The sequence below is a fragment of the Ruegeria sp. D6 genome (assembly GCF_056534365.1).
Genome location: NZ_JBQFPH010000009.1, coordinates 44,672 through 69,037, shown reverse-complemented (window position 1 = coordinate 69,037; position 24,366 = coordinate 44,672). Strand labels below are relative to the sequence as shown.

Here is a 24,366-nt window from a genome sequence, read left to right as displayed (position 1 = left end):
GGATAACCTCAGTGGACATGCACGAACAGCTATGACATGACCTATGAGTGTGACAATGCCACATAGTGGAATAAGACATTTGTGACGATGAAATTGGTACCTCTTGCAATCCCAGAGGTGATCCTGATCACGCCCAGACGGTTTGGTGATCATCGCGGGTTCTTCGAAGAAACCTACAACGTGAACAGTTTTACCGATGCGGGCATCGATACGGTCTTCGTTCAGGATAACCACTCGCTTTCCGGTGCTGTTGGCACAATACGTGGCCTGCATTTCCAAGCGCCTCCAAGAGCGCAGGCCAAGCTGGTTCGCTGTGGGCGCGGACGCTTTTTTGACGTCGCCGTAGACATCCGCAAAGGTTCTCCCACCTTCGGCGATTGGGTCGGCGCAGAACTCAGTTTTGAAAACGGTCGAATGTTGCTGGTGCCCGCCGGGTTTGCTCATGGCTTCATGACATTAGAGCCGGAGACCGAGATCATCTATAAATGCTCCGACACCTACGCTCCGGAAACAGAAGGCGCCATTCGGTGGGATGATCCCGATATTGGAATTAATTGGCCGCTGGACCTAGCCGAACCGCAATTGTCAGATAAAGATAAAGCAGCTCCATTTTTGCGAAATATAGATACTCCGTTTGTGATTGAGGATGGTGAATGAAAATTATGGTCACGGGCGGTGCCGGTTTTATTGGCTCTGCTGTCATCCGCCGCGCAATTGCTGAAGGCCATGCGGTCGTCAATATCGATGCTTTGACCTATGCGGCCTGTCTGGAGAATATCGCTTCCGTTGCGGATGTGCCTGAATACGCATTCGAGCAGGCTGACATCCGGGATGCGGGGGCGATGGCGGCGATCTTGAACAGGCACCAGCCGGATGTAATCATGCATCTGGCCGCCGAAAGCCATGTCGACCGCTCGATCGATGGTCCTGCGGCCTTTATCGACACCAACATCACCGGCACCTATGTCCTGTTGGAAGCCGCGCGCGCCTATTGGATCGGTGCCGGCAAGCCCCAGAGCTTCCGCTTTCATCATATCTCAACCGATGAAGTGTTCGGATCTTTGGGCAAGACCGGGTTTTTCACCGAAGACAGCCCCTATCAGCCCAATTCGCCTTATTCGGCCTCGAAGGCCGGGTCCGACCACCTTGTCCGGGCCTGGCGCGAAACCTATGGCCTGCCGGTGGTTCTGACCAATTGCTCGAACAATTACGGCCCCTATCAGTTTCCGGAAAAACTCATCCCGGTGGTGATCCTGAACGCGCTGGCTGGCAAACCCATCCCGATCTATGGGGCAGGGGACAACATCCGCGACTGGCTGCATGTCGAAGACCATGCCGAGGCACTGCTGTTGGTGCTGGAAAAAGGTGAGCTGGGCCGCAGCTACAATATTGGCGGTGAGAACGAGATGACCAATCTCGATTTGGTCAAAATGCTCTGCGCGATACTCGATCGGTTGAAGCCGGGCAAAACGCCCTACGCCGATCTGATCACCTTTGTCACTGACCGCCCCGGTCATGATCGTCGCTATGCCATCGACCCAGCCCGTATTCGGAACGAGTTGAACTGGCGCCCCTCTTACACACCTGAAACCGGGTTGGAACAGACGGTTCAGTGGTATCTGGACAATGGCGCATGGCTGGCTGCTCTGCAGAACCGCAGCGGCGTGGGAGAGCGGCTCGGGGTGGCCGAATGAAGGCACTGGTCTTCGGCCATAGCGGGCAGGTCGCTACGGAACTGCGCCGACGCGCGCCGACGCACGGCATCTCGGTCGAGGCGCTGGACCGCTCTCAAGCAGATCTATCTGATCCGCAGAGCTGTGTTGACGCTATCCGAAGCACGGATGCGGACGTGATCATCAACGCCGCAGCTTACACGGCGGTCGACAGGGCCGAGGATGAGCCCCAGCTAGCCTGGGTGATCAACGGGGATACACCAGGGGCTATGGCGCGCGCCGCAGCAGAGCGTGATTTGCCCTTCCTACACATCTCAACCGACTATGTGTTTGACGGGGCGGGGGATATGCCCCGCACCACGCAGGACCCGACAGACCCTTTGGGTTCTTATGGCCAGACCAAGCTGGTGGGAGAACACCAGATTTCCCAAGCGGGGGGGTGGTATGCGATCCTAAGGACAAGTTGGGTGTTTTCGGCCCACGGACACAACTTTGTCAAAACCATCCTTAGGCTGGCCGAGACCCGTGACACGCTGACCATCGTGGCGGATCAGATCGGGGGGCCGACACCGGCAGCTGATATTGCCAAGACGCTGCTGGCCATAGCCAAAACCGGACGACAGGCCGAAGGCGGGCTGTTTCACTATTCCGGGACACCCGATGTCAGCTGGGCCGGTTTCGCGCGCGAAATTGTCTCGCAGGCGGGGCTGGCAACCCAGATCACCGATATTCCGACAACAGATTACCCGACCCCGGCCCCCAGACCGCTGAATTCACGGCTGGAGTGTTCGCGGCTCAATGACATTTACGGGCTTGGGCGGCCTGACTGGAAAGCCGGATTGGCGCAGGTGCTGGCCGATCTGAAGGTTGCAGATAGCCCTGCCTTGAAAGGATAGATCATGCAACGCAAAGGTATCATTCTGGCTGGCGGTTCGGGTACTCGGCTGTATCCGATCACCATGGCGGTCTCAAAACAGTTGCTGCCGATCTATGACAAGCCGATGATCTTCTACCCGCTGAGCGTGCTCATGCTGTCACAGATCCGCGAGATCGCGATCATCACAACACCACAGGATCAGGATCAGTTTCAGCGTCTGTTGGGTGACGGCAGTCAGTACGGCCTGTCGCTTACCTGGATCACTCAGCCATCGCCTGACGGTCTGGCGCAGGCTTATACTTTGGCAGAGGATTTCCTTGCAGGTGCCCCGTCCGCGATGATCCTGGGTGACAATATCTTCTTCGGCCACGGCCTGCCGGATTTGCTGCGCGAAGCAGATCTACAAGAGCGTGGTGGATCTGTGTTCGCCTATCGCGTTGCCGACCCCGAACGCTACGGCGTGGTTGATTTCGAAGGTCAGAAAGTACGCGGCATCATCGAGAAGCCGAAAGTACCGCCCTCAAACTACGCGGTGACCGGGCTCTATTTCCTTGACGGCGATGCCCCTGCCCGTGCCCGTCAGGTCCAACCGTCCGAGCGGGGCGAGCTTGAGATCACGTCCCTGCTGGAGATGTATCTGAACGAAGGCTTGCTAAATGTTCAGACCATGGGCCGTGGCTTTGCCTGGTTGGATACCGGTACACATGGGTCGCTGCTGGATGCGGGAAACTTCGTGCGCACACTTACAGACCGGCAAGGGATGCAGACCGGCAGCCTGGATGAGATCGCCTGGGCTAACGGCTGGATTGATGATGAAGCGCTTGAAGAACGGTCCCGGCTGTTTGCTAAGTCTACTTATGGTAAGTATCTAAAACTACTTCTGAATTGATATATGTGAAGTATCTCGATTGGTTTAAATTGTTGTTCTCGTTTAACACGTTTACAAAATCTATGGCTTTGTTGCACAAACTTGGGGATTCACTCTATGAACACAGCATGTTAGTGATTGCCGTTTACGGGTTGTCTGTATTGCAGTGTTCGCCTCCAGGAGCTCTTTGGACCAGCTGTATTAGAGGCTCTGTGCAATGCTTTCACAGCGGCAGAACTCGGCATGCTATCCTCACCCTTCCGGCCATCCGGAAAGGCCTGATCTTTTCTTCTGCGGAATACTGTTTGCGGGTCGCACGGCGAATGTCCTTTACGACCTTCTCACCGTGGCTCAGCTTGGTTCCGGGTTGCTTTCTCATCTCCACTCCTTGGCGGTTACGATGAGCCAGAAACCCTCTCTAATCAAATCACCTTCAACTGTCCCATTGGTGCTGACGTCAGACATGGCCAATCGGAAACACTCTGTTTCGAATAACCCTACCCATTTAATCCGAGCTCCAAGTGCTTTATCTTAAACGTGTCAAAAGGGCCGTTATAGTCCGTTGGACGAGAATATTGTATGCATTGGGCTCGAACCGGAATATCGTGCCCGGCCAACGGACCAGAATATTTGGATCAGTATCTTGAAAGCGGATCTTTATCTCCAACATTTCCAGTTTCGGGAGCGTCCGTTTGCGCTGCCACCAGATCCGGATTTCATGTTCTGGTCCAAAGGCCACAAGCGTGCGTTCTCGGTGCTGGAATACGGATTGGTGACGCGCGCACCGATTACTTTGCTGACAGGTGAGGTTGGCGCGGGAAAGACCACGTCGCTTTATGCGCTGCTGGAGCGCATCGACAATGATGTGGTGGTGGGGCTCATCTCCAATGGGCAGGGCGGGCGCGGCGAGCTTTTACGCTGGGTGCTCAACGCCTTTGACTTGCCGTACGACACTAATGCCGACTATGTGGAGCTTTACCAACAATTTGTCGATTTCCTGCTGGGGCAATATGCAGATGGTCGATCGGTCCTGTTGATCCTTGATGAAGCGCAAAACCTTTCCGAAGAGACATTGGAGGAGTTGCGCATGCTCACCAATGTCAATTCCAGCAAAGACGAATTGTTGCAACTGATCCTGATTGGCCAGCCGGAACTGCGTGACATGATTTCGCAGCCAGAGTTCAGCCAATTCGCACAGCGCGTCTCTGTCAGCTATCATCTGGGGGCCATGGATGCAGTATCCAGCTGTGACTACATCATTTCCCGCCTTCGGCATGTCGGGGGCAGCGGCCAGGAGTTCACTGAAGCCGCTCTGAACAAGATTTATGACTATAGCGGTGGGGTGCCGCGGATGATCAACAAGATTTGCGATTTGGCGCTGGTCTATGCTGCCAGCGCTGATCAGGCGCGTGTCGATGAGGCAACGATCGAGGAATTGATCGCCGATGGCGTGATCCTGAAGACAGTAGCTGCGCCTGTGTCATTGGCGGATCATTACGTCTTGACTGGAAAATCTGCCAAATGAACCTGCCATTTCGATTTTACTGGTCTCTCTTCAAGCGGCGCCTGCCGGTCATGATGGCGCTGTTTCTGATCTGCTCCGGGCTTGGGGTTGTCACAGCCTTGCAATTGCCGCCGACATACATGTCCTCAGCACGATTGCAGGTGGATCCGCCGCAAATCCCCGATGAAATGGTGGTATCTACGATCCGAACCGAAGTGGCCGAGCAGTTGCAGTTGATAGAAGAACAGCTGATGACACGGGCCAATCTCATTGATATCGCCCAGAGACATCAGGTCTTCGAAGGCATGGCTGCAATGACGCCCGACCGGATTGTGCAGGCGATGCGGGACAGTACCAGAATCCTTCGCAGTGGTGGGCGCGGTCAAGCCTCCCTGATGGCCATCCAATTTGATGCCAGAGACGCCCAAATCGCGGCAGATGTCGTTAATGATTATGTGACCCTTGTGCTGGAGGCGAATAGTTCTTTCCGACGCGAGCGGACAGAAAACACTTTGTCTTTCTTTGAACAGGAGGCCGCGCGGCTTGCTGGAGAAATAGAAGAAGAATCCAGTCGGATCATCGCCTTCAAGAATGAAAATGTCGACGCTCTTCCAGAAGATCTCAGCTATCGGCAAGATCGCCAATCCACATTGCAGGAGAGGCTTGGTCGGCTTGAGCAGGACCGGGCTTCCATTGTTAGTCAGCGAAGTGAGATGATCGCCGTTTTTGAAGCAACCGGGCGGCTTGGTTCCGATACGCGACGAGAACTTTCGCCAGAAGAGCAGCGCCTGCAGCAACTCGAGCTTCAACTGGCGGAGGATTTGACCGTTTATTCCGATTCCAATCCGCGGGTTGTTCAACTGCGCAGACAGATTGAGCAGTTAGAACTCGCAATCTCCGGAGGGGATCCCGGGGATTGGCAGGAGGGGACGGAGGCAGAGCCGACGTTTCTCGACATCACACTGGCAGAAATGGATTCACGCATCGAAGAGATCGATCTGGAGATTGTGCGCGTGAACGAAGAATTGGAGCGACTAAGTCGCGCAATTGCCGCCACGGCCACCAATTCGATTACGCTGGAGCGTCTCGAACAAGATCTCGAAAGCGCCCGAACCCGCTACAACTCAGTGTTGGGCAATCTTAACCAAGCTCGCATGGCAGAGCGAATAGAAATCAATGCGCAAGGCGAGCGTATTAGCCTCATCGAAGGCGCCAGCGTACCGCAGGAACCGTCTGGGCCGGCACGCAAAAAAATCGCGGTGATGGGAGGCGCTGTTGGTGGCGCATTGGCGCTGGCATATTTCATGCTTCTTGAACTGCTCAATCAGCGGGTGCGCCATCCTGCAGAGTTGCAGTCCCGGTTTGAAATCGTGCCCATTGGCGTCATCCCCTATCTGGAAAGCCGGGGAGAGAAATGGCGGCGGCGCCTGCTTAGGCTGAGTGCTTTGGCTATTGTGATAGTAGCTGTGCCAGCGGCGCTTTATTACGTACATACTGAATATGTGCCGCTCGAGATATTGGTGAACCGGGTTCTGGTCCAGATGGGCCTGGCTTGAAAGACGCCACGGTTAGAAGGGTAAAGCTGGATGGAAAAATTGCAGGCCGCTCTCGCGAAGGCGCGCGCCGCACGCCATGAGGCTACCGAGACCGTACGCCCAGGTCCCGTTCTGCGAGATCAACACGTGCGCAAGCCTTCCAAATCTAATACGACAGAAACCATCTGGGAGGCATTGCCCCGCTTTGACCTGTCGCCTGCGGTGCTGCGACAGCACCGGATCATCGCGGGCGAGGCAAACAGTGATGCCACCCCTTTTGACCTTCTACGCACCAAGATTATTCTTCAGATGGAGCAAAACGGCTGGTCGCGTCTGGCGATCACTTCGCCGGAACCATCTTGTGGCAAGACCACGTTGGCCTGCAATCTTGCACTGGGTCTGGGACGGCATACAAGTTCGCGCACAATGTTGTTTGATCTCGATCTTGGCTCACCCTCGGTGCATGAGTTTTTCGATCTCAAGATGCGCTATGGTCTGCCGGAAGTGCTCACGGATATGATCGCCTTTGAAAAACAGGCGGTGCGGGTGACAGACAATGTGGCTGTGTCGATTTCACCTCATCCCGAAAAAGACCCCACGCGTTTTCTGATGATGGACCGCACAGCTGAGTTTCTCGATGACATCCAACGCGACTATGCTCCCGACATCATGATCTTCGATCTACCCTCAGCCCTTTCTTCTGACAAAGCTTTGGCGTTCCTCAAAAATGTCGATTGCGCTTTGATCGTGGCACGGGCGGAATATACCAAGTTCAAAAAGCTTGATCGGACTGAAATCGAGGTTGCCGCCAATACCAATGTCCTGGGAGTGGCATTAAATGGCTGCCGCCGTGGCACACTCTCTGACAGCGATCTGAGCTGATGTTTGGCAGAGGCAGGGTTTGACAGGAACAGTGAAGCCCTGAAGGCAAACGCTCCTACATAGAGCAGTTTAACATACAAAAGACTGCAGAACCGAATAGGCGACCATGATTAGGACCAAATCTATGCCTCCCCGAATCTTGAGGCGACTGCTTCTGACATTCATGCTTTGCTTGGGCCTGACGGCCTGTAAGTCCGTTGAAGAGCGCGCCGAAGCCTATTTCGCCTCAGCCCAAGAACTAATCGAAGAAGGGGATCTCGACCGGGCGGCGGTCGAGTTACGCAATGTCTTTGAACTGATGCCCAACCATGTCGCAGCGCGCGAAACCATGGCAGCTTTGATGCTGCAGAAAGACGACAAGGAGGCCGCCTATGGCCAGTATCTGCGGCTGGTCGAACAGGTGCCTGATCATGTCGAAGGGCGCACGGTACTGGCAGAGATTGCATTTGCGGCACGCAACTGGGAAGAGTTCTCCCGCCATGCAACCGAGGTGATTGCTCTCGCGCCTGACGCGCCGCGCACTGAGATGATCGCGCTGGCCTTGCAATATGAGCAAGCGTTGGAGGCGCGCGATGGTCCAGCACGAGATGCCGTGCGCGATCAGGCTGCGGGTCTGGCACAAGAGGCCCCGGATAATGACATCCTGCAGTTGATCCTCTTTGACGCCTATGTCCGCGACGGGGCCATCGATCAGGCCTTGGTACAGCTGGAGAGAATGATCGCCAAGCAGCCGGACAATCGCGATCTCTATACGCAAAAACTTGTCCTGCTCGAACGGCAAGGCGACTTCACAGCACTTGAAACACAGCTACGCGACATAGTCATCCGGTTTGCCGAGGATGATGAACCTAAGACCCAACTCATTCAGTTCCTGCTGGCCCGGGGCGAGCCTGACAAGGTGGAAGCCTTTCTCCGCGAGGTGTCGGATCCGGCGGCAGAAGACCCTACGCTTTTCATCGATCTAGTGCGTTTCATAAACCAGAGACAGGGGCCAGACGCCGCACGCGCCGAGCTGCGCGCTGCATTGGAGGTCGCAGCGGACCCAGAACGGATACAGATCATTCTTGCGGCCATCGATTTCGAAAACGGCGCAGAAGACACGGCGATCGAAACGCTGCAAACAATGCTGGAAGGCACCGAAGAAGACTCCGACACAGCCAACCGCATCCGCATCACACTGGCCCGGATGTTGCTTCAGACCGGCAACGAGACCCGCGCGCGCCAACTGGTGGCAGACACGCTCGAAGCAGACAGCGACAGTGTCGAAGCGCTCAAGATGCAGGCGGCCTGGATGATCCAGGACGACAAAGCGGACGAGGCCATCGCCACGCTGCGTCTAGCCCTTGATACGGCGCCCGATGATGTCGCCGCCATGGACCTGATATCCCAGGCCTATGCGCGCGCTGGCAATCACGAACTGTCCCGCGATTTCCTTGCGCTGGCGGTGGATGCCTCCGACAATGCGCCTGAACCGTCTTTGCGCTATGCCCGGGTTCTGGCAAGTGACGAACGCTATATCGCGGCGGAAGAGGTTTTGATCCCGGCCCTGCGTCGGGCACCGAACAATGCGGATATTCTGGTGCTTCTGGGCGAAGTCTATCTGGCTGCGGAAGATTACGCGCGCGCTGACAGCGTGATCGCGCGCCTGCGCCGCATCAGCACAGAGCGGACCCTTGCAGTGGCGGATGCGCTTCAGGCCCGGCTTCTGGGCAGCCGCGAAGGCGTCGAACAGGCGCTTGGATATCTGCGCGAACTCGCGGAGCGGGAAGACGCCAGCCTCAACACTCAGATTGCGCTTCTGCGCGCACGCCTCAGCAGCGGGCAAACAGAGGCAGCCCTGAGACAGGCTGAGGCGCTTGTCGCGGAATATCCTGACAATGCAGCCCTGCGTTTCATTCTGGCCACCTCACATGCCGCCAATGGCGCACTGGATGTGGCGGAAAATCAGATTCAGATCCTGGTGGAAGAAGATCCCAGACGGGGTCGGGCTTGGGTCCAACTCTATCGCCTCCAGCGCCTTCAGGGAAAAGACGACAGCGCCTCACAGACCCTGCGTGACGGGCGCGCCGCTCTGCCCTACAACCGCGAACTTCTTTGGGCGCAAGCCGGGGAATTGGAAGCGGCTGGCGATATTGATGGCGCCATTGCCAATTATGAGCTGCTTTATGAGCGCAATTCCAACGACCTTGTTGCCGCCAACAATCTCGCCAGCCTGCTGACAAACCACAAGACAGATGACGCCGGCCTTGAACGCGCCTGGGCTGTAGCCCGGCGCCTGAACGGCACAGATGTGCCCGCCTTTCAGGACACTTATGGCTGGCTTGTCTTTCGCCGCGGTGAGGCGGAAGAGGCCCTGCCCTATCTCGAAAGCGCCGCCGCAGAATTATCGCAGGATCCAATCGTTCAATTCCACCTCGGCCAGACTTACGCCGCTTTGGAGCGCGATGAGGACGCCATCGCACAGTACCGCCGGGTACTGGAGTTTGCGGGGGAAGACGACCCCCGCCCGCAGATAGCCATCGCCCGCGACGAGATCACGCGGCTGGAAGCACTCCCACCTGCGGAGGAATAGTCTGGCCCGCGCCGCTTTCAGTTTTGGAGCACCCCGCTTGGTGGATAAGATGTGACCACTTCCCAAACGGTTTCCTGCATCAACCTCGCCGCTTCGGGACCTGGGTCAGCAGCCGGACTACCATCAGCCAGTTGCAATTGGTGAGGCAAGCCAACGGGCGAGCGTCCATAAAGTACAGCGTAGTGAGTGAGCGCCACGAGATAGCCACCGTATTCACTGAAGTGGATGTTGTCATGGAACAGATCGTTGCGATCACGGATGGGCCCAACCCCGCCAGCAGCCTCAACCTTGCGCACAAAAGCTGCCATGACCTGCCCGGCTGGGATGACATAGATCGGCTTGTCGACTTCTTCATAGGCCAGCGTGCGTTTGAGAATCTCGCCTTCCCAATAAAGACTCAAATCCCGGTCGAGCCGTGTGAGCCAACCCTCCGGATCATCCAATGGATGCCAGGTTTCATAAAGGTAAACACGTGTCTCTGGATTGCCCTCCCAAGCGGCGACGGCCCAGTTGCGCAGATATTCATGCGGCGCGAAATACTTGATCATATCCTTGATCTCGACCGCTTCGGTCAACACCACCGCGTCATAGTCGCCTGACGCCATGGCTTCCTTTGCATCCCGAAAGGCGGGAGGACCGTTAGACTCTTCAAACCCATTGATCACCACATCTGGCTCCCAATGCGCACGTAGCGGCGTCCCCCAACCAAGCTGACTGTTGAAACTGTGTCCCTCGCTGCCGCCCTGTTCCGCCAATTGCTGCAACATCCCCGGCATGTATGGTCCCACGAGACTGTGCCCCAGATGATAGACATTGAGTGGGCCCTCGGGTGCCGATGCAGGCCTATCGTAGATCATGCTGAATTGCGCTTCGTCCACCGGATCAGGCGTGCTGCAGCGGTTGACCAGGCCGCAAGCGGATAGAAAAAGTAGCAATAGTGGCGTGAGTTTTCGTTTGATGCGATGTAAAATCATGTTCGTATTCGTGTGCGTGTTTAATGGTAAAATGAACCCTATTGGATATGTGCAGCGGTAATTAGTTCATTGCAAGGTATACATTCTGGAATCGATTTCATAACGGGATACACAGATCTTCATGACCAACTCGGGCAAGCTACTAATTTATGCGCCAGTACCATTAGTGCAAACCGATTCCGGACTGTATCTTGAGGATCAAGCTTGCAATGGGCTGAGGCTCTGGGCGGAACATTTTGATGAATTGATTACGATGCACCCCGTCTCTCATACAAAGTTGCCAGACGCTTGGGTGCCAATCAATAACGTTGGGCCAAACTTGGATCGCATTCGTATCTTGCCTCTGCCAACGGCCTATCGTCCTGATCAGTTTTTTCGCCACTATCGAGCCACCCGGAATCTAATACGCGCGGAGATCGACAAAGCTGACTACGTAGCCTTCTCCATCGGTGGCCTTACTGGAGATTGGGGATCGGTTGGGGCTTGGCAGGCCCATATGGCGGGTCGACCCTTTGCGATCTGGACCGACCGGGTGGAATCTGAGGTAACCCGCCGCACAGCGTCTAGTAACCCGCTCTGGCATCGCCGGATCAGAGCGCGGTTAGAACATCGGCCCATGTGGGAATGGGAAAAATTTATCATCCGACGCGCGGCTCTGGGCCTGTTTCACGGCAAGGAAACCTATGAGACCTATGCCCCCTATTGCCGCCAACCACAACTCGTGCACGACATCCACATCAAGGCCTCGGAGCATCTCCCTCCCGAAGCTCTGAAAGCTAAGGTTGTCGCTGCGAACAATGGGCCCCTGAAGATCGTCTATACAGGAAGGGCGAGCGCGATGAAGGGTCCGCAAGACTGGGTGGAGGTTCTTGAGACACTTGCCAAGCGACAAGTGGATTTCCAAGCCACATGGCTGGGTGATGGACCGGATCTAGCAGACATGAGGGCGCGCGTCGCCAACGCAGGCCTTGAGAGCCACGTCACCTTCACAGGTTTCGTGAATGACCGCGCTGCGGTTTTCGACCACTTGCGACAGGCCCATATTTTCCTTTTCTGCCACAAGACGCCGGAATCCCCGCGATGCCTAATCGAAGCGCTGGTCTCTGGCACGCCGATCGTCGGCTATAGCAGCGCCTATCCCGAGGATCTGATTTCGACTCATGGTGGAGGACAACTCGTTTCACTGAACAATGTCGCTGCCCTGAGTGAAACAGTGCAGTCGATTGCTGGAGATCGGTTACTCCTCGGAGACATGATGGCCCGAGCCTTGCGGGATGGAGAGGGTTATACCGACGATGCGGTCTTCCAGCACCGCTGCGAGATCATTAAGAAGTATCTTTAAACAACGGATTGCCCGGGAAGGTCGTCTTGTGGTGACCTTCCCCCGCAGCCCGGATCAATGGGTAGCTTCACCGGGTTTGTGCGACAAAGCCACGAACATGTTTCATGCAAACATATCATAAGGGTTCGATATGAAGTATCTTTTATTCAATACGTTGATGAGTATGAAGAAGCCATTTTCCGATGCGGCTCGCGAACGTCGCCAAGCTCAGTTTTTGAAGCGTATGAAAATTAAAGGCGGCGAACGCATCATCGACTTAGGGGGAACGGTAGAATTTTGGAGAGGTTTCCCTGTCCCTCTGAAACTGACAATCGTAAATCTGCCAGATCCTGAGAAGACGGTTGATGCAAGTCACGAGTTGCATGAGATTGAAATTTTGGACGGAGACGCATGTGACGTAAACTTTGCCAATGACTTGTCTTATGACATAGTTTTTTCCAATAGTGTGATTGAGCATGTTGGTGCGATCGACAAGCGTAGAGCGATGGCTGAAGAGGTCTTGAGACTGGCGCCAAGCTACTGGGTTCAAACTCCTTCTATTTGGTTTCCAATTGAAGCTCATTGCAACATGCCGTTTTGGTGGGCCTATCCTGAGTGGTTAAAACGCCGATTAATTTCTCGTTGGTATAAGAAATTGCCTGCTTGGACGGACATGGTGGCCGGGACAACTGTCTTACTGAGAGCTGAAATTTTGTCTTTGTTCCCTAATTGCATACTGTGGACGGAATGGAAGTTTGGGTTCCCCAAGAGTTACGTGGCCTACAAACCTCCGTCTAACAGCAAGGGCCGGGTTTCAGAGCAGATGTAGGCGCCGAAAGCCAGTCCATTCATTGCAGCCTAGCTTGAGCTCGTACCGAGACGGAACTCAAATGGTGAAAAACGCGCTTTGGGTTAGAGTTGTGCTGGGGAAAAAGCCCGTTCGCTTAGTCGTAGTCGCCTTGGCAATCAAAATTGCTCGAACCGTTTGGGCTATATTGGCGCACGGGCGAACTTATCATCCATATCGTTCAGAATCGAACTAAATCCAGAAATTTAGAATGACAAAATAGGATTTGAGACGATGCGTCCAAAACCCGGAACATCCCTCGTTGTTCATTTCACTCCGGGGTGCGTCAAGAGTTTAGACCCAGTTTATCCCGCCGGTGCAAACCGAGGCAATGGCGGTTCAATCGCCATCAGCGCATCCAGCAGCCTTTCTTCCGCTGCTGCATCACTTTCACCTGGTCTAATCGGCGTGCTCAACCGGATGAGTGCCCCATCTGTCCGCCCTTCTCGGATGCCGTCCACCATCAGCCAGAACTTTGCTGCTAGATCCCATGCTACCTTTCGGCCTTTTTGGTCGAACCAGTAGAAAACCATCATCCGCGCCTCGCCGTGCTGAACGATCGCGCGATTGATCATGAAGGGCGTCGCGCTGCCGACTTCTGCAGCGATGTCGGTTCGTTCCAGCCAGGCGATCTCCCAGCCGCTACCGGGCAGGCATATCTCAGGCGAATGAACGCCACCCCGACCCTGATCGGCATACCAGGCCATGAAAAGTCCGACCTCAGCGCCATCCGCTCGGGTCATATTGACCTGGCGGTAGTCGTCGGCGCCAAGCGTCTCCTCCACAACTGGGTCAAGCCGCTGATGGGGGGTTGTGCGCCAGTCGCCGAGGGTTCGGGGAAAAAGTGCAAAGCGTTCACGGGCCACTTCGATCTGGCCGCGTTCGGGGATCATCTGCCATGTTGCGACGGCCCCGACGGCCAGAATGGCGGCCGTGATTAGTGCGGCTGAAGGCTGAACCAAACGTATGCGTTTGGCTTGAGTCCAAAGCCCGTCCGTTTCCAGATCCAGAGCCTCGGCAAGGCTCATCTTCACGGGGTTAAAGAACAGCATGATCCGGGCAAGCACAAACAGAAGCAACACACAGGCAACAAAGATCACCCATCCTTCGAAGAAATGGGTAAACCCGTCCAACCAGTCGAGCCCGTAGTAGTTGACGACGGTTCCCGCGATGGCGATGCGGACCGAGTTCATGATGACGGTGATCGGCGCGGCCGCGATCAACAGTATAGCTTTGTGCCACATCGGGCCCTTGTAAAGGATGGCAAAGATGTAGCTGAAGCTGAGGATCGGAAAGAGGTATCTGAGCCCAGAGCAGGCCTCGGCCACATGCAGTTTGGTGACGCCCAAATCAATGATGTTGCCGTCAAGAAAGACCGGTACGGACAGAAGCCCTAGCATCCATACGCCCAATTCGGATGAGATCAGTTGCAGCCAGGTAGACATCTTGTAATAGAGCGTGTCGGGCAGCGGTAGCATGTAGACAAGATGCAGTACCGGCGGCCAGAAGTGTTTTCCGGTGGACCAGCCAAAGCTGATCAAAAGAATGCCGCCGACCCAAAGGATCAGCGCATAGGCGGCCATGTCGTCGATATTAGCCAGCCGTGCCAACGCACCAAAAACGAGTGCCAATGCCACGACTGCCACTCCGACCCAACGATCACCAATGGGTCCGGGCCGTTCGGGGTAGTCTTTGAGTTGGCGGAGGAAAAGAAGCCCGGACAGAACCGGGATCAACGGAGCGTGTGAGTACTCTGGCAGGCCCCAGGCAATGCGCAGCGCATCAAGTCCTGGTGATAGAAATATGAACGCCCCCACCGTCGCCACCAAAAGCCATAAAAGGCCCAAGTGCAGGCTTTTACCTACACGGTGGTTCAGAACGGTTTGGGCTGCGGATTCAGTCATGAGGATCTGTTTATCTGGTCGGGCCGGGTTGCCGTATCTTGCGGAAGCTATGTCATCCTAAGCGTAGTCATTAAAGCTTTTCAAACGCCCACCAGACAAAATCATGTCATAGATCTTCATCGTCTAGGCGGCTTTTGTGTTAGAAGTACATAGATTGACAGTATAGCCTTCGCGGCGGTGGAGAAATGTTTCAATGGCCTTGAGCTTGGTTCGAGGCTACGATTTACTCAGCACATGGCGAAATTTGTTCCTCATTGCCGGAGAGGTCACCATTGCGCGCGAGTATTTGTATCCGACCGCCGGTAATGAAGGCCATATAAAGTTACAGTCTCCTGCAAGGATCAGAACACGGGGGCGAGATATAAAAGATTTAATAAACCTATATACCTCACACATTATGGATAGGCCGGACAAAACGCTGAAAGATTTTGCAAACTGCCTGATTGTTTATGACTGACCGCACCTATGTCCTGATCTCTCCATGCCGGAACGAAGCGGCCTATATGCGGCGCACGCTCGACAGTGTGGTGGCGCAAACCGAGACGCCGTCGCTCTGGGTGATCGTCGATGACGGCTCAACCGATGGGTCGATGGATATTCTTACCGAATATGCCGCAAAGCATGACTGGATACGCATCGTCTCCGCGTCCGACCGCGGGCATCGGGCCGTTGGTCCTGGTGTGATTGACGCGTTTTATGCAGGGTTAGACACTGTTTCGCTGGAAAATTATGCCTATCTTTGCAAGCTCGACGTCGATCTGGACCTGCCGCCGCGCTATTTCGAATTGCTGATCGAACGGATGGAGACTGACCCGCGGCTCGGCACCTGTTCGGGCAAGCCCTATATTCGTCAGGATGGCAAGCTGATCTCGGAGCGCCGTGGTGACGAGATGAGTGTCGGTATGACCAAGTTCTACCGCCGTGAATGCTTCTCCGATATCGGCGGCTTCGTACGCGAGGTCATGTGGGACGCCATCGACTGTCATAAGGCGCGCCAGTTGGGTTGGATTGCGCGTTCGTGGGATGACCCCGACCTGAGGTTTGAACATCTGAGGCCCATGGGGTCGAGCCAAACCTCAATCTATACCGGTCGCCGCCGCCACGGGTTCGGGCAGTATTTCATGGGGTCCGACCCGCTTTTCTTTTTGGCGACGGCAATCTTTCGGATGACCGACAGGCCATATGTGCTGGGCGGGTTAGCCACAGTGCGGGGTTATCTGGGGGCCTGGTTTCGGGGGGAAAAGCAGCTCGATGACCCCGAGCTGCGCGCTTTCATTCGGGCCTATCAGCGTCGGGCGTTGTTCAAAGGCAAAGCTCGGGCGATTGCAGAGCAGGAGGCCGCAAAAGCCCGGGCGTGGTCGCTCGGCTCAACTTAGTCCGCATACATCTCCAGCCAGCTCTGGAACATCAGCACATTCCACAGCTGATGACCCCAATTGTGGGTCCCAGCTTGGTGTTGGGACCAAAGCTGCCCGACCAGGACGGGGTCCAGGTATCCTTCTCGGGCCAAGCGCTCGGGGGCCAGCAGGGCAGCGGCCCAGTCCTTGAGCCCTCCGCGCAACCATAGGCCGATGGGAACTTCGAAACCCATCTTCGGGCGCTCGATCAATTCTCGGGGGACGTATCGGTGGAGCACCTGTCTGAGCAGCCATTTCGATTGGCCGCCGCGGACCTTCATGTGAAGGGGCAGCCCCCAGGCAAACTCGGCCACTCGATGATCGAGCAGGGGCGCGCGGCTTTCCAGTGCCACAGCCATGGTCGCCCGATCGACCTTGGTCAGGATGTCGTCAGGCATATAGGCCAACATATCCAACTGCATCATCCGTTCGATCACACCCAGATCGCCACGCGGAGGGAGATGATCAGCCAGGATCGAAGGCGGGTTGGAACCGCCAATGACTGCGGCCTCTGGGAAGCGCCAAACCGATACCATCTTGCGGTGCAGTTCATCTACGTTGTGGCTCGCGGCATAATTGGCCAAGCGATGCAGACGCTGACCGTTGGGTTCCTTGCCTTGCGGAGTTGCGCGGATGGGCTCGATCAACTGGTTCAGAAGCGTTGCGGGGAGAGCGCGAACGGCCCCCGCCCCAAGACGACGTAATTGGGAGGGCATCAATGCCAGCTTTCTGAGCAGCGCCGCGCCTTGCTGATAGCGGTCGTAACCGCCGAAAAGCTCATCTCCACCGTCGCCAGAAAGCGCCACCGTAACGTGTTGGCGCGCCAGTTCGGCAATTAGGAACGTCGGAATTTGAGAACTGTCGGCGAAAGGTTCGTCATAGATAGTAGGCAATCGAGGGATCACGTCGCGCAGGTCTGTGTCGCCTACATAAAGTTCTGTGTGGTGCGTGCCTAGATGTTTCGCCACATCGGCGGCGAATACGGCCTCATTATAGCGGGCTTCGTGGAAACCGATGGAAAAGGTATGTACCGGCTTGTTTGATAGGTGCTGCATCAGCGCCACGATGGTCGAACTGTCGATGCCGCCCGACAAGAAGGCTCCAAGCGGCACGTCTGACATCATCTCGTTGCCGACAGCATCCAGCAGGAGTGCTTCAAGCTGGTTGATGGCCTCAGCATCAGTTGGCACCGGGCCGCGGGGAGCGGCAGCAATGGCACCCCCGTTCCAGTAAAACTTGCGGGCGAAGCCGGGGGCTGTCAGCGAGACTTCGGCCATCTCGCCCGGACGCAGCTTCATCAGCCCTTCATAGATCGTCAGGTCTTCGGGGACATGACCGTGGCGCAGCATCGCCACCAGCGCGTCGCGGCGCACTTCGGCGCGGAACGCGGGATGCGTGCGCAGTGCTTTGAGTTCTGACCCGAACAGGAATAGTGCGTCTTTTCCAGTGCCCTGCCAGCCATAGTAAAGCGGTTTTTCCCCCAAACGGTCGCGCGCCAGCAGAAGCTTCCTCTCCTCGCGGTCCCACAGCGCGATGGCAAACATGCCTTGGGTACGCCGGATCGTTTCTTCGAACCCCCAGACCTCGAAGCCACGCAGCATGACTTCGGTATCGGATGTACCGCGCCATTCCGGCGCCTTACCTGTGTCTTCCAATTCGGTTCGCAGGGCTCGGTGGTTGTAGATCTCGCCATTGTAGACCAGTTGGTAACGCCCGGTTGACGACACCATCGGTTGGTGTCCCGCAGGTGACAGATCGACGATGGCCAGTCGCAGATGGCCCAGGGCAACGCCTACCTCCTCATCGACCCAATGGCCCTGGCTGTCAGGACCGCGATGAGCAATGGCACTCATCATCGCCTGAACGCAGGTCGGAGCGTCCTGTACCTGAGGGCGACCCGGAGGCCAGAGAAAACCGGTGATACCGCACATAACGTGGTCTTAATACCTTAACAAATTTCCCTAGTCTTAATGCCGGGGCGGAGAACATGAGGCAAGCGTACAGTCTCTTGCGCGGAAAAACTGTTTTTATGATGCTTCTTGCGCGCCGCGAGACGGGTATTGTGGTCGCTGGTTGCCAAAAAAATCATCATAAGCGATAGGTTGGGTTTCATCGGCGTCACCAAGCGCCGAGGAGCCGGGCAGGGGGGCATAAGTATCAAACATACCGGGGGTATTTAGTGTGGCTGTTTGTGCGCGAAGATCGACTGTAGATGACTGATAGCCTCTCTCGCGGGGAGTGAAGAAAACATTGACAGAACTGGAAAGTGGGGCGTCACCGATCATTGGGTCATCAGTTCCCGTTTGATAGACAACATTGTTGGCGACCGTGATGTTATTGAAATGGTCCTGCCAGTTCACAAATATTGCCATATTGTCAGCAACATCCCATTGATATGCGTCTCGTCGGAGCCGGTTCACGAACGTATTATTTAAAATAGAAATCGGAGCGGAGTTGTTGTCTGGGGATGTGGAAGAACCGCCATTATGTCCGTCCAATAAAATAAATGCATGAGGGTTCGTGGTTCCAAGAGATTGTTCAGAATCCGGCAGAACAAAAACGTTGTTTCGGATGGTGGTGCCCCCAAAACCGAAATTTACGAGATTGGCAGTTTGATACCCTCCAACCACGTAATTTTTTTCAAACAAAGCATTTATGGGACGCTTTTTCTGACCTTCACCCGGCCCCATTGTCACAACATTGTAACCTCCCTCAAAGGCATTCGCCTGGCAGTTGATTTTGGCGCCTTCGAAAGAGCTTGCATTCAATCGTAAGCACGGCTGCGTCGCAATAATTTTGCCATTTCCAGACCATCCTTGTCGAATAAAGAAATCAGAATTTTGAATGATCGAAACAACAGCATTTCCCGCCAATCGAGCCCCCCATCCTCCATTGCCGGTTGAATCGATCAGAGCATTGACATCAGATATGATTGAAGAGCCGGTGATGGCAAACCCTTCAAAGCTGGCGTCTAGAACCGCCGTACCAAAGTTGGTGACAACCGTATCGTTCAAAACGACAGAATGACCACCTTCGGTTTGGCCTACAATAATTGCAGCCAGAAGACCTGAAACGGAGCACCCATCCAACAATGCCAAATGCGGTGGGTTATTAAACCAAGTGAACAGGATGGGGTGCTCTCCGCCCAGAACCGAGGTTGAATCAAACCCGGACTCAAGAACCACATTTTGCCAAACCATATCTTTGGAAGGGTTTGGGATTCTTGGGGCGATGTCGTTCCAGAAAACCCCTCCTGTACAAAAAACCAGCGGCCTGTCAGCATTGCCGTCTCCTGCGACAATATGGAAGGATGGGGTATGTCCGCCAAACCCAGGCGAAATGCCGGAGAAGGTATATTCTTCGCCCCGATTTAACACGATCCTTTTGGGTGCCGCTTCTTGCCCTGCAATATTGTCGTTAAAAACGCTGCTGATATCGCCAGTTTTAAGGCGCCGAGCCCGAGGCGGAGAATGTTCGAAATTACCGGAGGGGCTGAGAAAAAGCGTGTTTCGGGCTGGAAATACGGCGCCAGGGTCTTCGATCACGATATCGGTTGATGCTGTGGCTGTCTTTCCCGAAGCTGGTTCGATGACGAAAACCGAAACGCGATAGCTGCCCGGAGTGCGAAACGTATGTGAGACCCAAGGGCCATATGCGACACCGGCGTTTAGGTGTTTACCAGGCAGGTTCTCTGGCGCCTGGAAATCGTATGGATCATCAAAGTCCCAAAAATAGTATAAGTCATGAAACCGGCTGTCATAGATTTGACCAGCGGTTGGCGCCACAGCGTCAAAGCCATCGACCGTCACTTCAAAAAAGACGGCATCGGGGGACACCTGCCAAACTGAGCGGCGCATAACGGTAATTTCAGCTGTAGCACCTTCAGACATGTAGGGGACTCCCGGCTGGAAATTTTACCTTGTTAGCAAGCGTTAATCTGATGAGAAACACAACCCTATTTAAGTTGCGGGCTCGTATGAAGCATTTTAAGTGATCGTGTTTCTTGACGGCGCCAGTGCCTGAAATTGTGTCACAAGTTGGATTGGTGACAGACAGGATTGGTGACAGTGTCAAAATCTTCGTGTACCCACTGGGCGTTGCTTTTGAATGCTGGGCGCGGGGCGGCTCCAAAATGTTCGGATATATCGTCCTGTATACTTGGCCGCTAGTCGTATTCGCCTTTTTCCGCGTCTGGTCTCCGGCCGTCGCGTTATTGGCGGCAATCATCGGGGGATATCTGTTCCTACCGACGGGATTGTCTCTTGACTTGCCCGGCTTACCAGCCCTGAACAAAGATACGATACCAGCAACTGCGGCTTTTATAGCTGCAATGATAACTTCAGGAACGACTACACCAACGAGCCTGCCGGGCTGGCTCCCCAAAAAACGTTTGCCAATACTTTTGATCGTTATTCTGATTTTGGGTACATGCTTGACAGTTTTAGCCAACAGACACCCATTGTTCTATGGGCCTCTCGTCTTTCCGGCTCTCCGAGTCTGGGACATTCTTTCGACATTGCTTTCAGCTGTAATGATGCTTCTACCTTTCATTCTCGGACGGAAATACTTAGCACATCCGGAGAAGCAATGGCTTTTTCTGAAGGCGCTTGTCATTGCTGGAACTGGATATTCGCTACTGGCTCTATATGAAATTCGGATGTCGCCGCAGCTTAATTTCATGATTTATGGGTATTTCCCGCACGCATGGGAACAACATATTCGCCCGGGCGGTTATCGCCCACTTGTTTTCGTGCAGCACGGCCTTTGGTTGGCGATGTTCTTCGCTATGTGTGTCTTGGCTGCCGGCGGACTTGCCAAATACGTCAAAGAGAAAAGAGGGCGTGTCTACCTCCTGCTTTGCGTTTGGTTATTGATGACGTTGTTTCTATCAAATTCTCTTGGGGCGTTTTTAATCGCAGCGATCCTGATAGTTGTGATGTTTGTTCTGAACGTCAGATTGCACTTTGCGATTGCTGCAGTGTTTTCTGGCATTGCTCTGCTTTATCCGATGCTTCGTGGTGCTGATCTTGTACCTGTCAATACTATCATTGAATGGGTTACAACCTTGAGCGTTGATCGAGCAGATTCCTTGGAATTTCGGGTAGTTAACGAAAATTATCTGTTGGAGAAGGCGCGCGAACGACCGCTGTTTGGATGGGGCGGGTGGGGTCGCAGTTTTGTGTATGATCCAGCCACCGGTGAAGGCATCAGTCTAATTGCTGATGGGTATTGGGTGGGGGTAATTGGTGTAGGTGGATGGGCGCGATACTTATCCGAGTTTGGATTGCTTTGTCTCCCGGCCCTAGTACTTTTTTTCAGAGCCCGGAGATTGGGTCTGGGACCAGAGACGGCTATTCTTTCGTTGGTTTTGGTCGCAAATGTGATCGACTTGCTTCCCAATGCGACAGTAACGCCAATTACCTGGCTTATAACCGGGGCGCTGTGGGGTAGACTAGAACTCGGCCGTGTCGCAACATCCGACACTGAAATGGCACCAGTAGCTGAGCCCAAGCATGCCCTTGCCCGTGCCCGCCCACGGGCACCCCTGCCGCCATCATCACCTGTGCCGGGACCGTCGGCCATGAAATCACGACCTACCAGCCGCTACACCCGGCAAACCAACCGGATCATCCGGAACGGTCGCGGAAGGAAAGGAACTGACGCATGACAGGGCAACCGACGGTTGGGGCCGTCGTCATAGGCCGTAATGAAGGGGATCGATTGGTGCGGTGCCTGGCCTCAGCCACTGAACAAGCAGATAGGGTTGTTTATGTGGACAGCGGTTCAACTGATGGCAGTCAACAGGCCGCGAAAGCCGTAGGCGCAACATGTGTCGAATTGGACCAAAGCCAACCCTTCACAGCGGCGCGCGCACGTAATGCCGGGTTCGATATCTTGCAAAAAGACCCGGTGCCGGTGCAATTTGTGCAATTCATCGACGGAGATTGCGAATTGCAACCAAGTTGGATCGAAGCCGCACGATCCTTTCTGGCGGAAACGCCGACTGCGGCCGTCGCCTGTGGTCGCCGCCGTGAACGCTTTCCCGAAGCGTCGGTTTACAATCGACTTATTGACCAGGAGTGGGATACGCCGGTGGGACAGACCAGAGCCTGTGGTGGAGATGCGCTGATGCGCAGCAAAGCCTTGTCGGCTGTTGGCGGTTTTGATCCGGCCCTCATAGCGGGGGAAGAGCCTGAATTATGTGTCCGCCTGCGCGCAGCGGGTTGGTCGATCTGGCGGCTTGATGAGGAAATGACGTTGCACGACGCGGCTCTGACCCGGTTTGCGCAATGGTGGAATCGGAACCGGCGTGCGGGCCACGCATATGGGGAAGGGGCGGCCATGCACGGGTCTCCGCCCGAACGCCACTGTGTGCGGGAGACCCGATCAGCTCTCGCCTGGGGGGCTGTGTTTCCCCTGCTTGTTGTGACGGGTACACTTGTGACATCTTGGTCGCTCGCGTTACTTTTAGTCTGGCCCGCTCAGGTGCTGCGCCTGGTATCGCGTGGTATGGACCCGACCCGTGCCCTGTTTATAACACTGGGTAAGATCCCTGAGGCACAAGGTGTCCTGGGCTATTGGTGGGACCGGTTCCGCGGACGCCGGGCAAAGTTGATAGAGTACAAATAGGATCTTACCGCCCGGCAAAGGGCAGAATGTCAAAAACGCTTGGGTTCATCCAGATTGTAGCCATTACAATTCCACAGGAAGCAATCAGAAAAGCGAGGTCTTGTTTGGGGTACCACCCACTGTAAGGCCGGATAAAATAGACCAGAAATGGATAGGAAAAAATATCAACGATAACAGGAGCCAAAGCTGCACCGATCAGACCAAACTTGCTGACCATAGGCAACAACACCAAGATACGAGCAATTGCGGTGCCTGTTGTGAATATGGTGAAATCGCGCGAGTTTCCATTCGCCAATAGTATCTTATCGTAGCTCATGATGACCTGCCTTGGGATCATCGCCAGACTAAGAAGCACCAGAATTGGCCCTGCAGCGTGGTAACGGGGATCATAGAGAAAAGTTACAGCTAAAACGCCAACCATAGCCAAGACTGCAGCCATTCCAAGTGTTCCCATGGTCAGTAGCATTCGCGCACGTCCGATACTCTTTCGGTTTGCGTCATTGTCTGCGGGCGGTCGGGTACGATAAAGCGGGAACAATATCCGCTCTAGCAATTGCGTGCTGAGTGTGAGCGGGACAGCGGCAAGCATGAAAGCGATGGTGTAGACTGCAAGATCTTCAAGGCTTACATATTTCCCGAGTACCATTCGGTCACCTTGCTGCACAAAGAAGCCTGCAGCAGTCCCAAGGATAATATACTTTCCGAAATGAAAGATTTCCCTAAAAGCGTCGCGCTCCCAAGCAAGTCTGTTTGCGGGCCCGGGCAAGATTGTATGTGAAAGAACAACACGAACGCTGACCCCAACAAGTGCGCCCATTACAAGCGCCCAAACCGAGTTTAGCCAAAGCGCCATAACAATCATGAATACTGTACCAGAAGTTTGTGACGCTAGTTCCATCGCCGTCAAACGGCCTAACGTGAGATGTCGATTAGCGAGATACATTTTCGTCGACTGGAAACCCTGGATGAATGTTGACATCGCCAAAACCGGAATGATGAGACCAAGTTCAGGTTGTTCATAAAATGCGGCAATCGGATTTGAGATAAGACACGCCACAACCCAAAGCACAGCACCTCGAATGACTTGTAACGTCCAGGCGGTGTTCAGGTACTTGGGATCATCGCCTCGCGGACTCCGTACAACGGACGCACCTATGGCCACGTCAGAAAACATTTCGAGCCCGGCGATGACAACCTGCACCAGGGCCATCAGGCCGAACGCTTCAGGAAAAAGAATGCGCGTCAGGATCAGGTTCGACCCCAGGCGGATCAACTGGCTGCTGCCGAAGCCCATGACACTCAGGGCTGTTCCGCGGATTGCCCGCACCTTCAAACCATCACCGCTGAGAACGGACCGGAGCGCTGCTTTCATGATGGCAGCA

At 54.9% G+C, this 24,366-nt stretch carries 18 protein-coding genes and 1 pseudogene; 13 read left to right on the top strand and 6 right to left on the bottom strand.

Annotation, left to right across the window (positions count from 1 at the left end):
* Positions 1-87 precede the first annotated feature (87 nt).
* From rfbC to rfbA, 4 genes are read left to right on the top strand one after another with little or no spacing between them, the layout of a single operon-like run.
* A complete protein-coding gene (gene rfbC / locus ACR0A1_RS20120; RefSeq protein ID WP_170399786.1) occupies positions 88-657 on the top strand; it encodes a dTDP-4-dehydrorhamnose 3,5-epimerase in 570 nt (189 codons plus the stop codon).
* Entirely contained in the window at positions 654-1,694 is a 1,041-nt protein-coding gene (gene rfbB, locus ACR0A1_RS20115; protein ID WP_170399789.1) for a dTDP-glucose 4,6-dehydratase, read from the top strand. The genes rfbC and rfbB overlap by 4 nt, the downstream gene beginning before the upstream one ends.
* Positions 1,691-2,569, top strand: coding sequence for a dTDP-4-dehydrorhamnose reductase (rfbD, locus tag ACR0A1_RS20110; RefSeq protein WP_480868997.1), 879 nt, complete (start codon positions 1,691-1,693; stop codon positions 2,567-2,569). Before rfbB ends, rfbD begins: the two co-directional genes overlap by 4 nt.
* A complete protein-coding gene (gene rfbA / locus ACR0A1_RS20105) occupies positions 2,570-3,439 on the top strand; it encodes a glucose-1-phosphate thymidylyltransferase RfbA (protein WP_223118741.1) in 870 nt (289 codons plus the stop codon).
* A gap of 183 nt (positions 3,440-3,622) precedes the next feature.
* Here rfbA and ACR0A1_RS20100 read toward each other — a convergent pair.
* A pseudogene (locus ACR0A1_RS20100) lies at positions 3,623-3,797 on the bottom strand (IS3 family transposase); the annotation flags it as partial.
* Between the two features lie 264 nt (positions 3,798-4,061).
* Between ACR0A1_RS20100 and ACR0A1_RS20095 the strand changes: the two are divergent.
* From ACR0A1_RS20095 to ACR0A1_RS20080, 4 genes are all read left to right on the top strand, one after another.
* Positions 4,062-4,943: an ExeA family protein gene (locus ACR0A1_RS20095; protein ID WP_170567779.1), complete on the top strand. Its 882-nt coding sequence runs from the start codon at positions 4,062-4,064 to the stop codon at positions 4,941-4,943.
* Positions 4,940-6,478 carry a GumC family protein gene (locus ACR0A1_RS20090; protein ID WP_170399527.1) on the top strand — a complete coding sequence of 513 codons (1,539 nt, stop codon included), beginning with the start codon at positions 4,940-4,942 and terminating at the stop codon, positions 6,476-6,478. The genes ACR0A1_RS20095 and ACR0A1_RS20090 overlap by 4 nt, the downstream gene beginning before the upstream one ends.
* A 30-nt stretch (positions 6,479-6,508) precedes the next feature.
* Positions 6,509-7,339: a CpsD/CapB family tyrosine-protein kinase gene (locus ACR0A1_RS20085; RefSeq protein ID WP_170399530.1), complete on the top strand. Its 831-nt coding sequence runs from the start codon at positions 6,509-6,511 to the stop codon at positions 7,337-7,339.
* Positions 7,340-7,463: 124 nt separating this feature from the next.
* On the top strand, positions 7,464-9,911 hold the full coding sequence (locus ACR0A1_RS20080; protein WP_480563009.1) for a tetratricopeptide repeat protein: 2,448 nt from the start codon (positions 7,464-7,466) through the stop codon (positions 9,909-9,911).
* 17 nt (positions 9,912-9,928) lie between these two features.
* On the opposite strand, the gene ACR0A1_RS20075 is transcribed toward ACR0A1_RS20080, so the two are convergent.
* Positions 9,929-10,885 carry a hypothetical protein gene (locus ACR0A1_RS20075; RefSeq protein ID WP_170567783.1) on the bottom strand — a complete coding sequence of 319 codons (957 nt, stop codon included), beginning with the start codon at positions 10,883-10,885 and terminating at the stop codon, positions 9,929-9,931.
* Between the two features lie 292 nt (positions 10,886-11,177).
* Between ACR0A1_RS20075 and ACR0A1_RS20070 the strand changes: the two genes are divergently transcribed.
* Complete coding sequence (locus ACR0A1_RS20070) at positions 11,178-12,227, top strand: glycosyltransferase (RefSeq protein WP_480437946.1); 1,050 nt, start codon at positions 11,178-11,180, stop codon at positions 12,225-12,227.
* A 130-nt stretch (positions 12,228-12,357) separates the two neighbouring features.
* Positions 12,358-13,035: a class I SAM-dependent methyltransferase gene (locus tag ACR0A1_RS20065; RefSeq protein ID WP_170399542.1), complete on the top strand. Its 678-nt coding sequence runs from the start codon at positions 12,358-12,360 to the stop codon at positions 13,033-13,035.
* Between the two features lie 323 nt (positions 13,036-13,358).
* Here ACR0A1_RS20065 and xrtD read toward each other — a convergent pair whose 3' ends face one another.
* A complete protein-coding gene (gene xrtD / locus ACR0A1_RS20060; RefSeq protein ID WP_480868994.1) occupies positions 13,359-14,957 on the bottom strand; it encodes a VPLPA-CTERM-specific exosortase XrtD in 1,599 nt (532 codons plus the stop codon).
* A gap of 449 nt (positions 14,958-15,406) precedes the next feature.
* On the opposite strand from xrtD, the gene ACR0A1_RS20055 reads away from it, so the two are divergent.
* On the top strand, positions 15,407-16,333 hold the full coding sequence (locus ACR0A1_RS20055; RefSeq protein WP_170567789.1) for a glycosyltransferase family 2 protein: 927 nt from the start codon (positions 15,407-15,409) through the stop codon (positions 16,331-16,333).
* On the opposite strand, the gene asnB is transcribed toward ACR0A1_RS20055, so the two are convergent.
* Together asnB and ACR0A1_RS20045 are read right to left on the bottom strand one after the other, a co-directional pair.
* Positions 16,330-18,285, bottom strand: a complete 1,956-nt coding sequence (gene asnB / locus ACR0A1_RS20050; RefSeq protein WP_480868991.1) for an asparagine synthase (glutamine-hydrolyzing) — start codon at positions 18,283-18,285, stop codon at positions 16,330-16,332. The genes ACR0A1_RS20055 and asnB overlap by 4 nt on opposite strands.
* A gap of 96 nt (positions 18,286-18,381) precedes the next feature.
* Positions 18,382-20,244, bottom strand: a complete 1,863-nt coding sequence (locus ACR0A1_RS20045; RefSeq protein ID WP_170399554.1) for a PKD domain-containing protein — start codon at positions 20,242-20,244, stop codon at positions 18,382-18,384.
* A gap of 155 nt (positions 20,245-20,399) precedes the next feature.
* Here ACR0A1_RS20045 and ACR0A1_RS20040 point away from each other — a divergent pair, with 155 nt between their 5' ends.
* The gene (locus ACR0A1_RS20040) at positions 20,400-22,022 is read left to right on the top strand and encodes a hypothetical protein (RefSeq protein WP_480868990.1); all 1,623 of its coding nucleotides are present in this window, start codon (positions 20,400-20,402) and stop codon (positions 22,020-22,022) included.
* Positions 22,019-22,984 (top strand): glycosyltransferase family 2 protein, encoded by a 966-nt coding sequence (locus ACR0A1_RS20035; RefSeq protein ID WP_170399560.1) that lies wholly within the window; start codon positions 22,019-22,021, stop codon positions 22,982-22,984. The genes ACR0A1_RS20040 and ACR0A1_RS20035 overlap by 4 nt, the downstream gene beginning before the upstream one ends.
* 4 nt (positions 22,985-22,988) lie before the next feature.
* On the opposite strand, the gene ACR0A1_RS20030 is transcribed toward ACR0A1_RS20035, so the two are convergent.
* On the bottom strand, positions 22,989-24,356 hold the full coding sequence (locus ACR0A1_RS20030; RefSeq protein ID WP_170399563.1) for an oligosaccharide flippase family protein: 1,368 nt from the start codon (positions 24,354-24,356) through the stop codon (positions 22,989-22,991).
* Between the last annotated feature and the right edge of the window lie 10 nt (positions 24,357-24,366).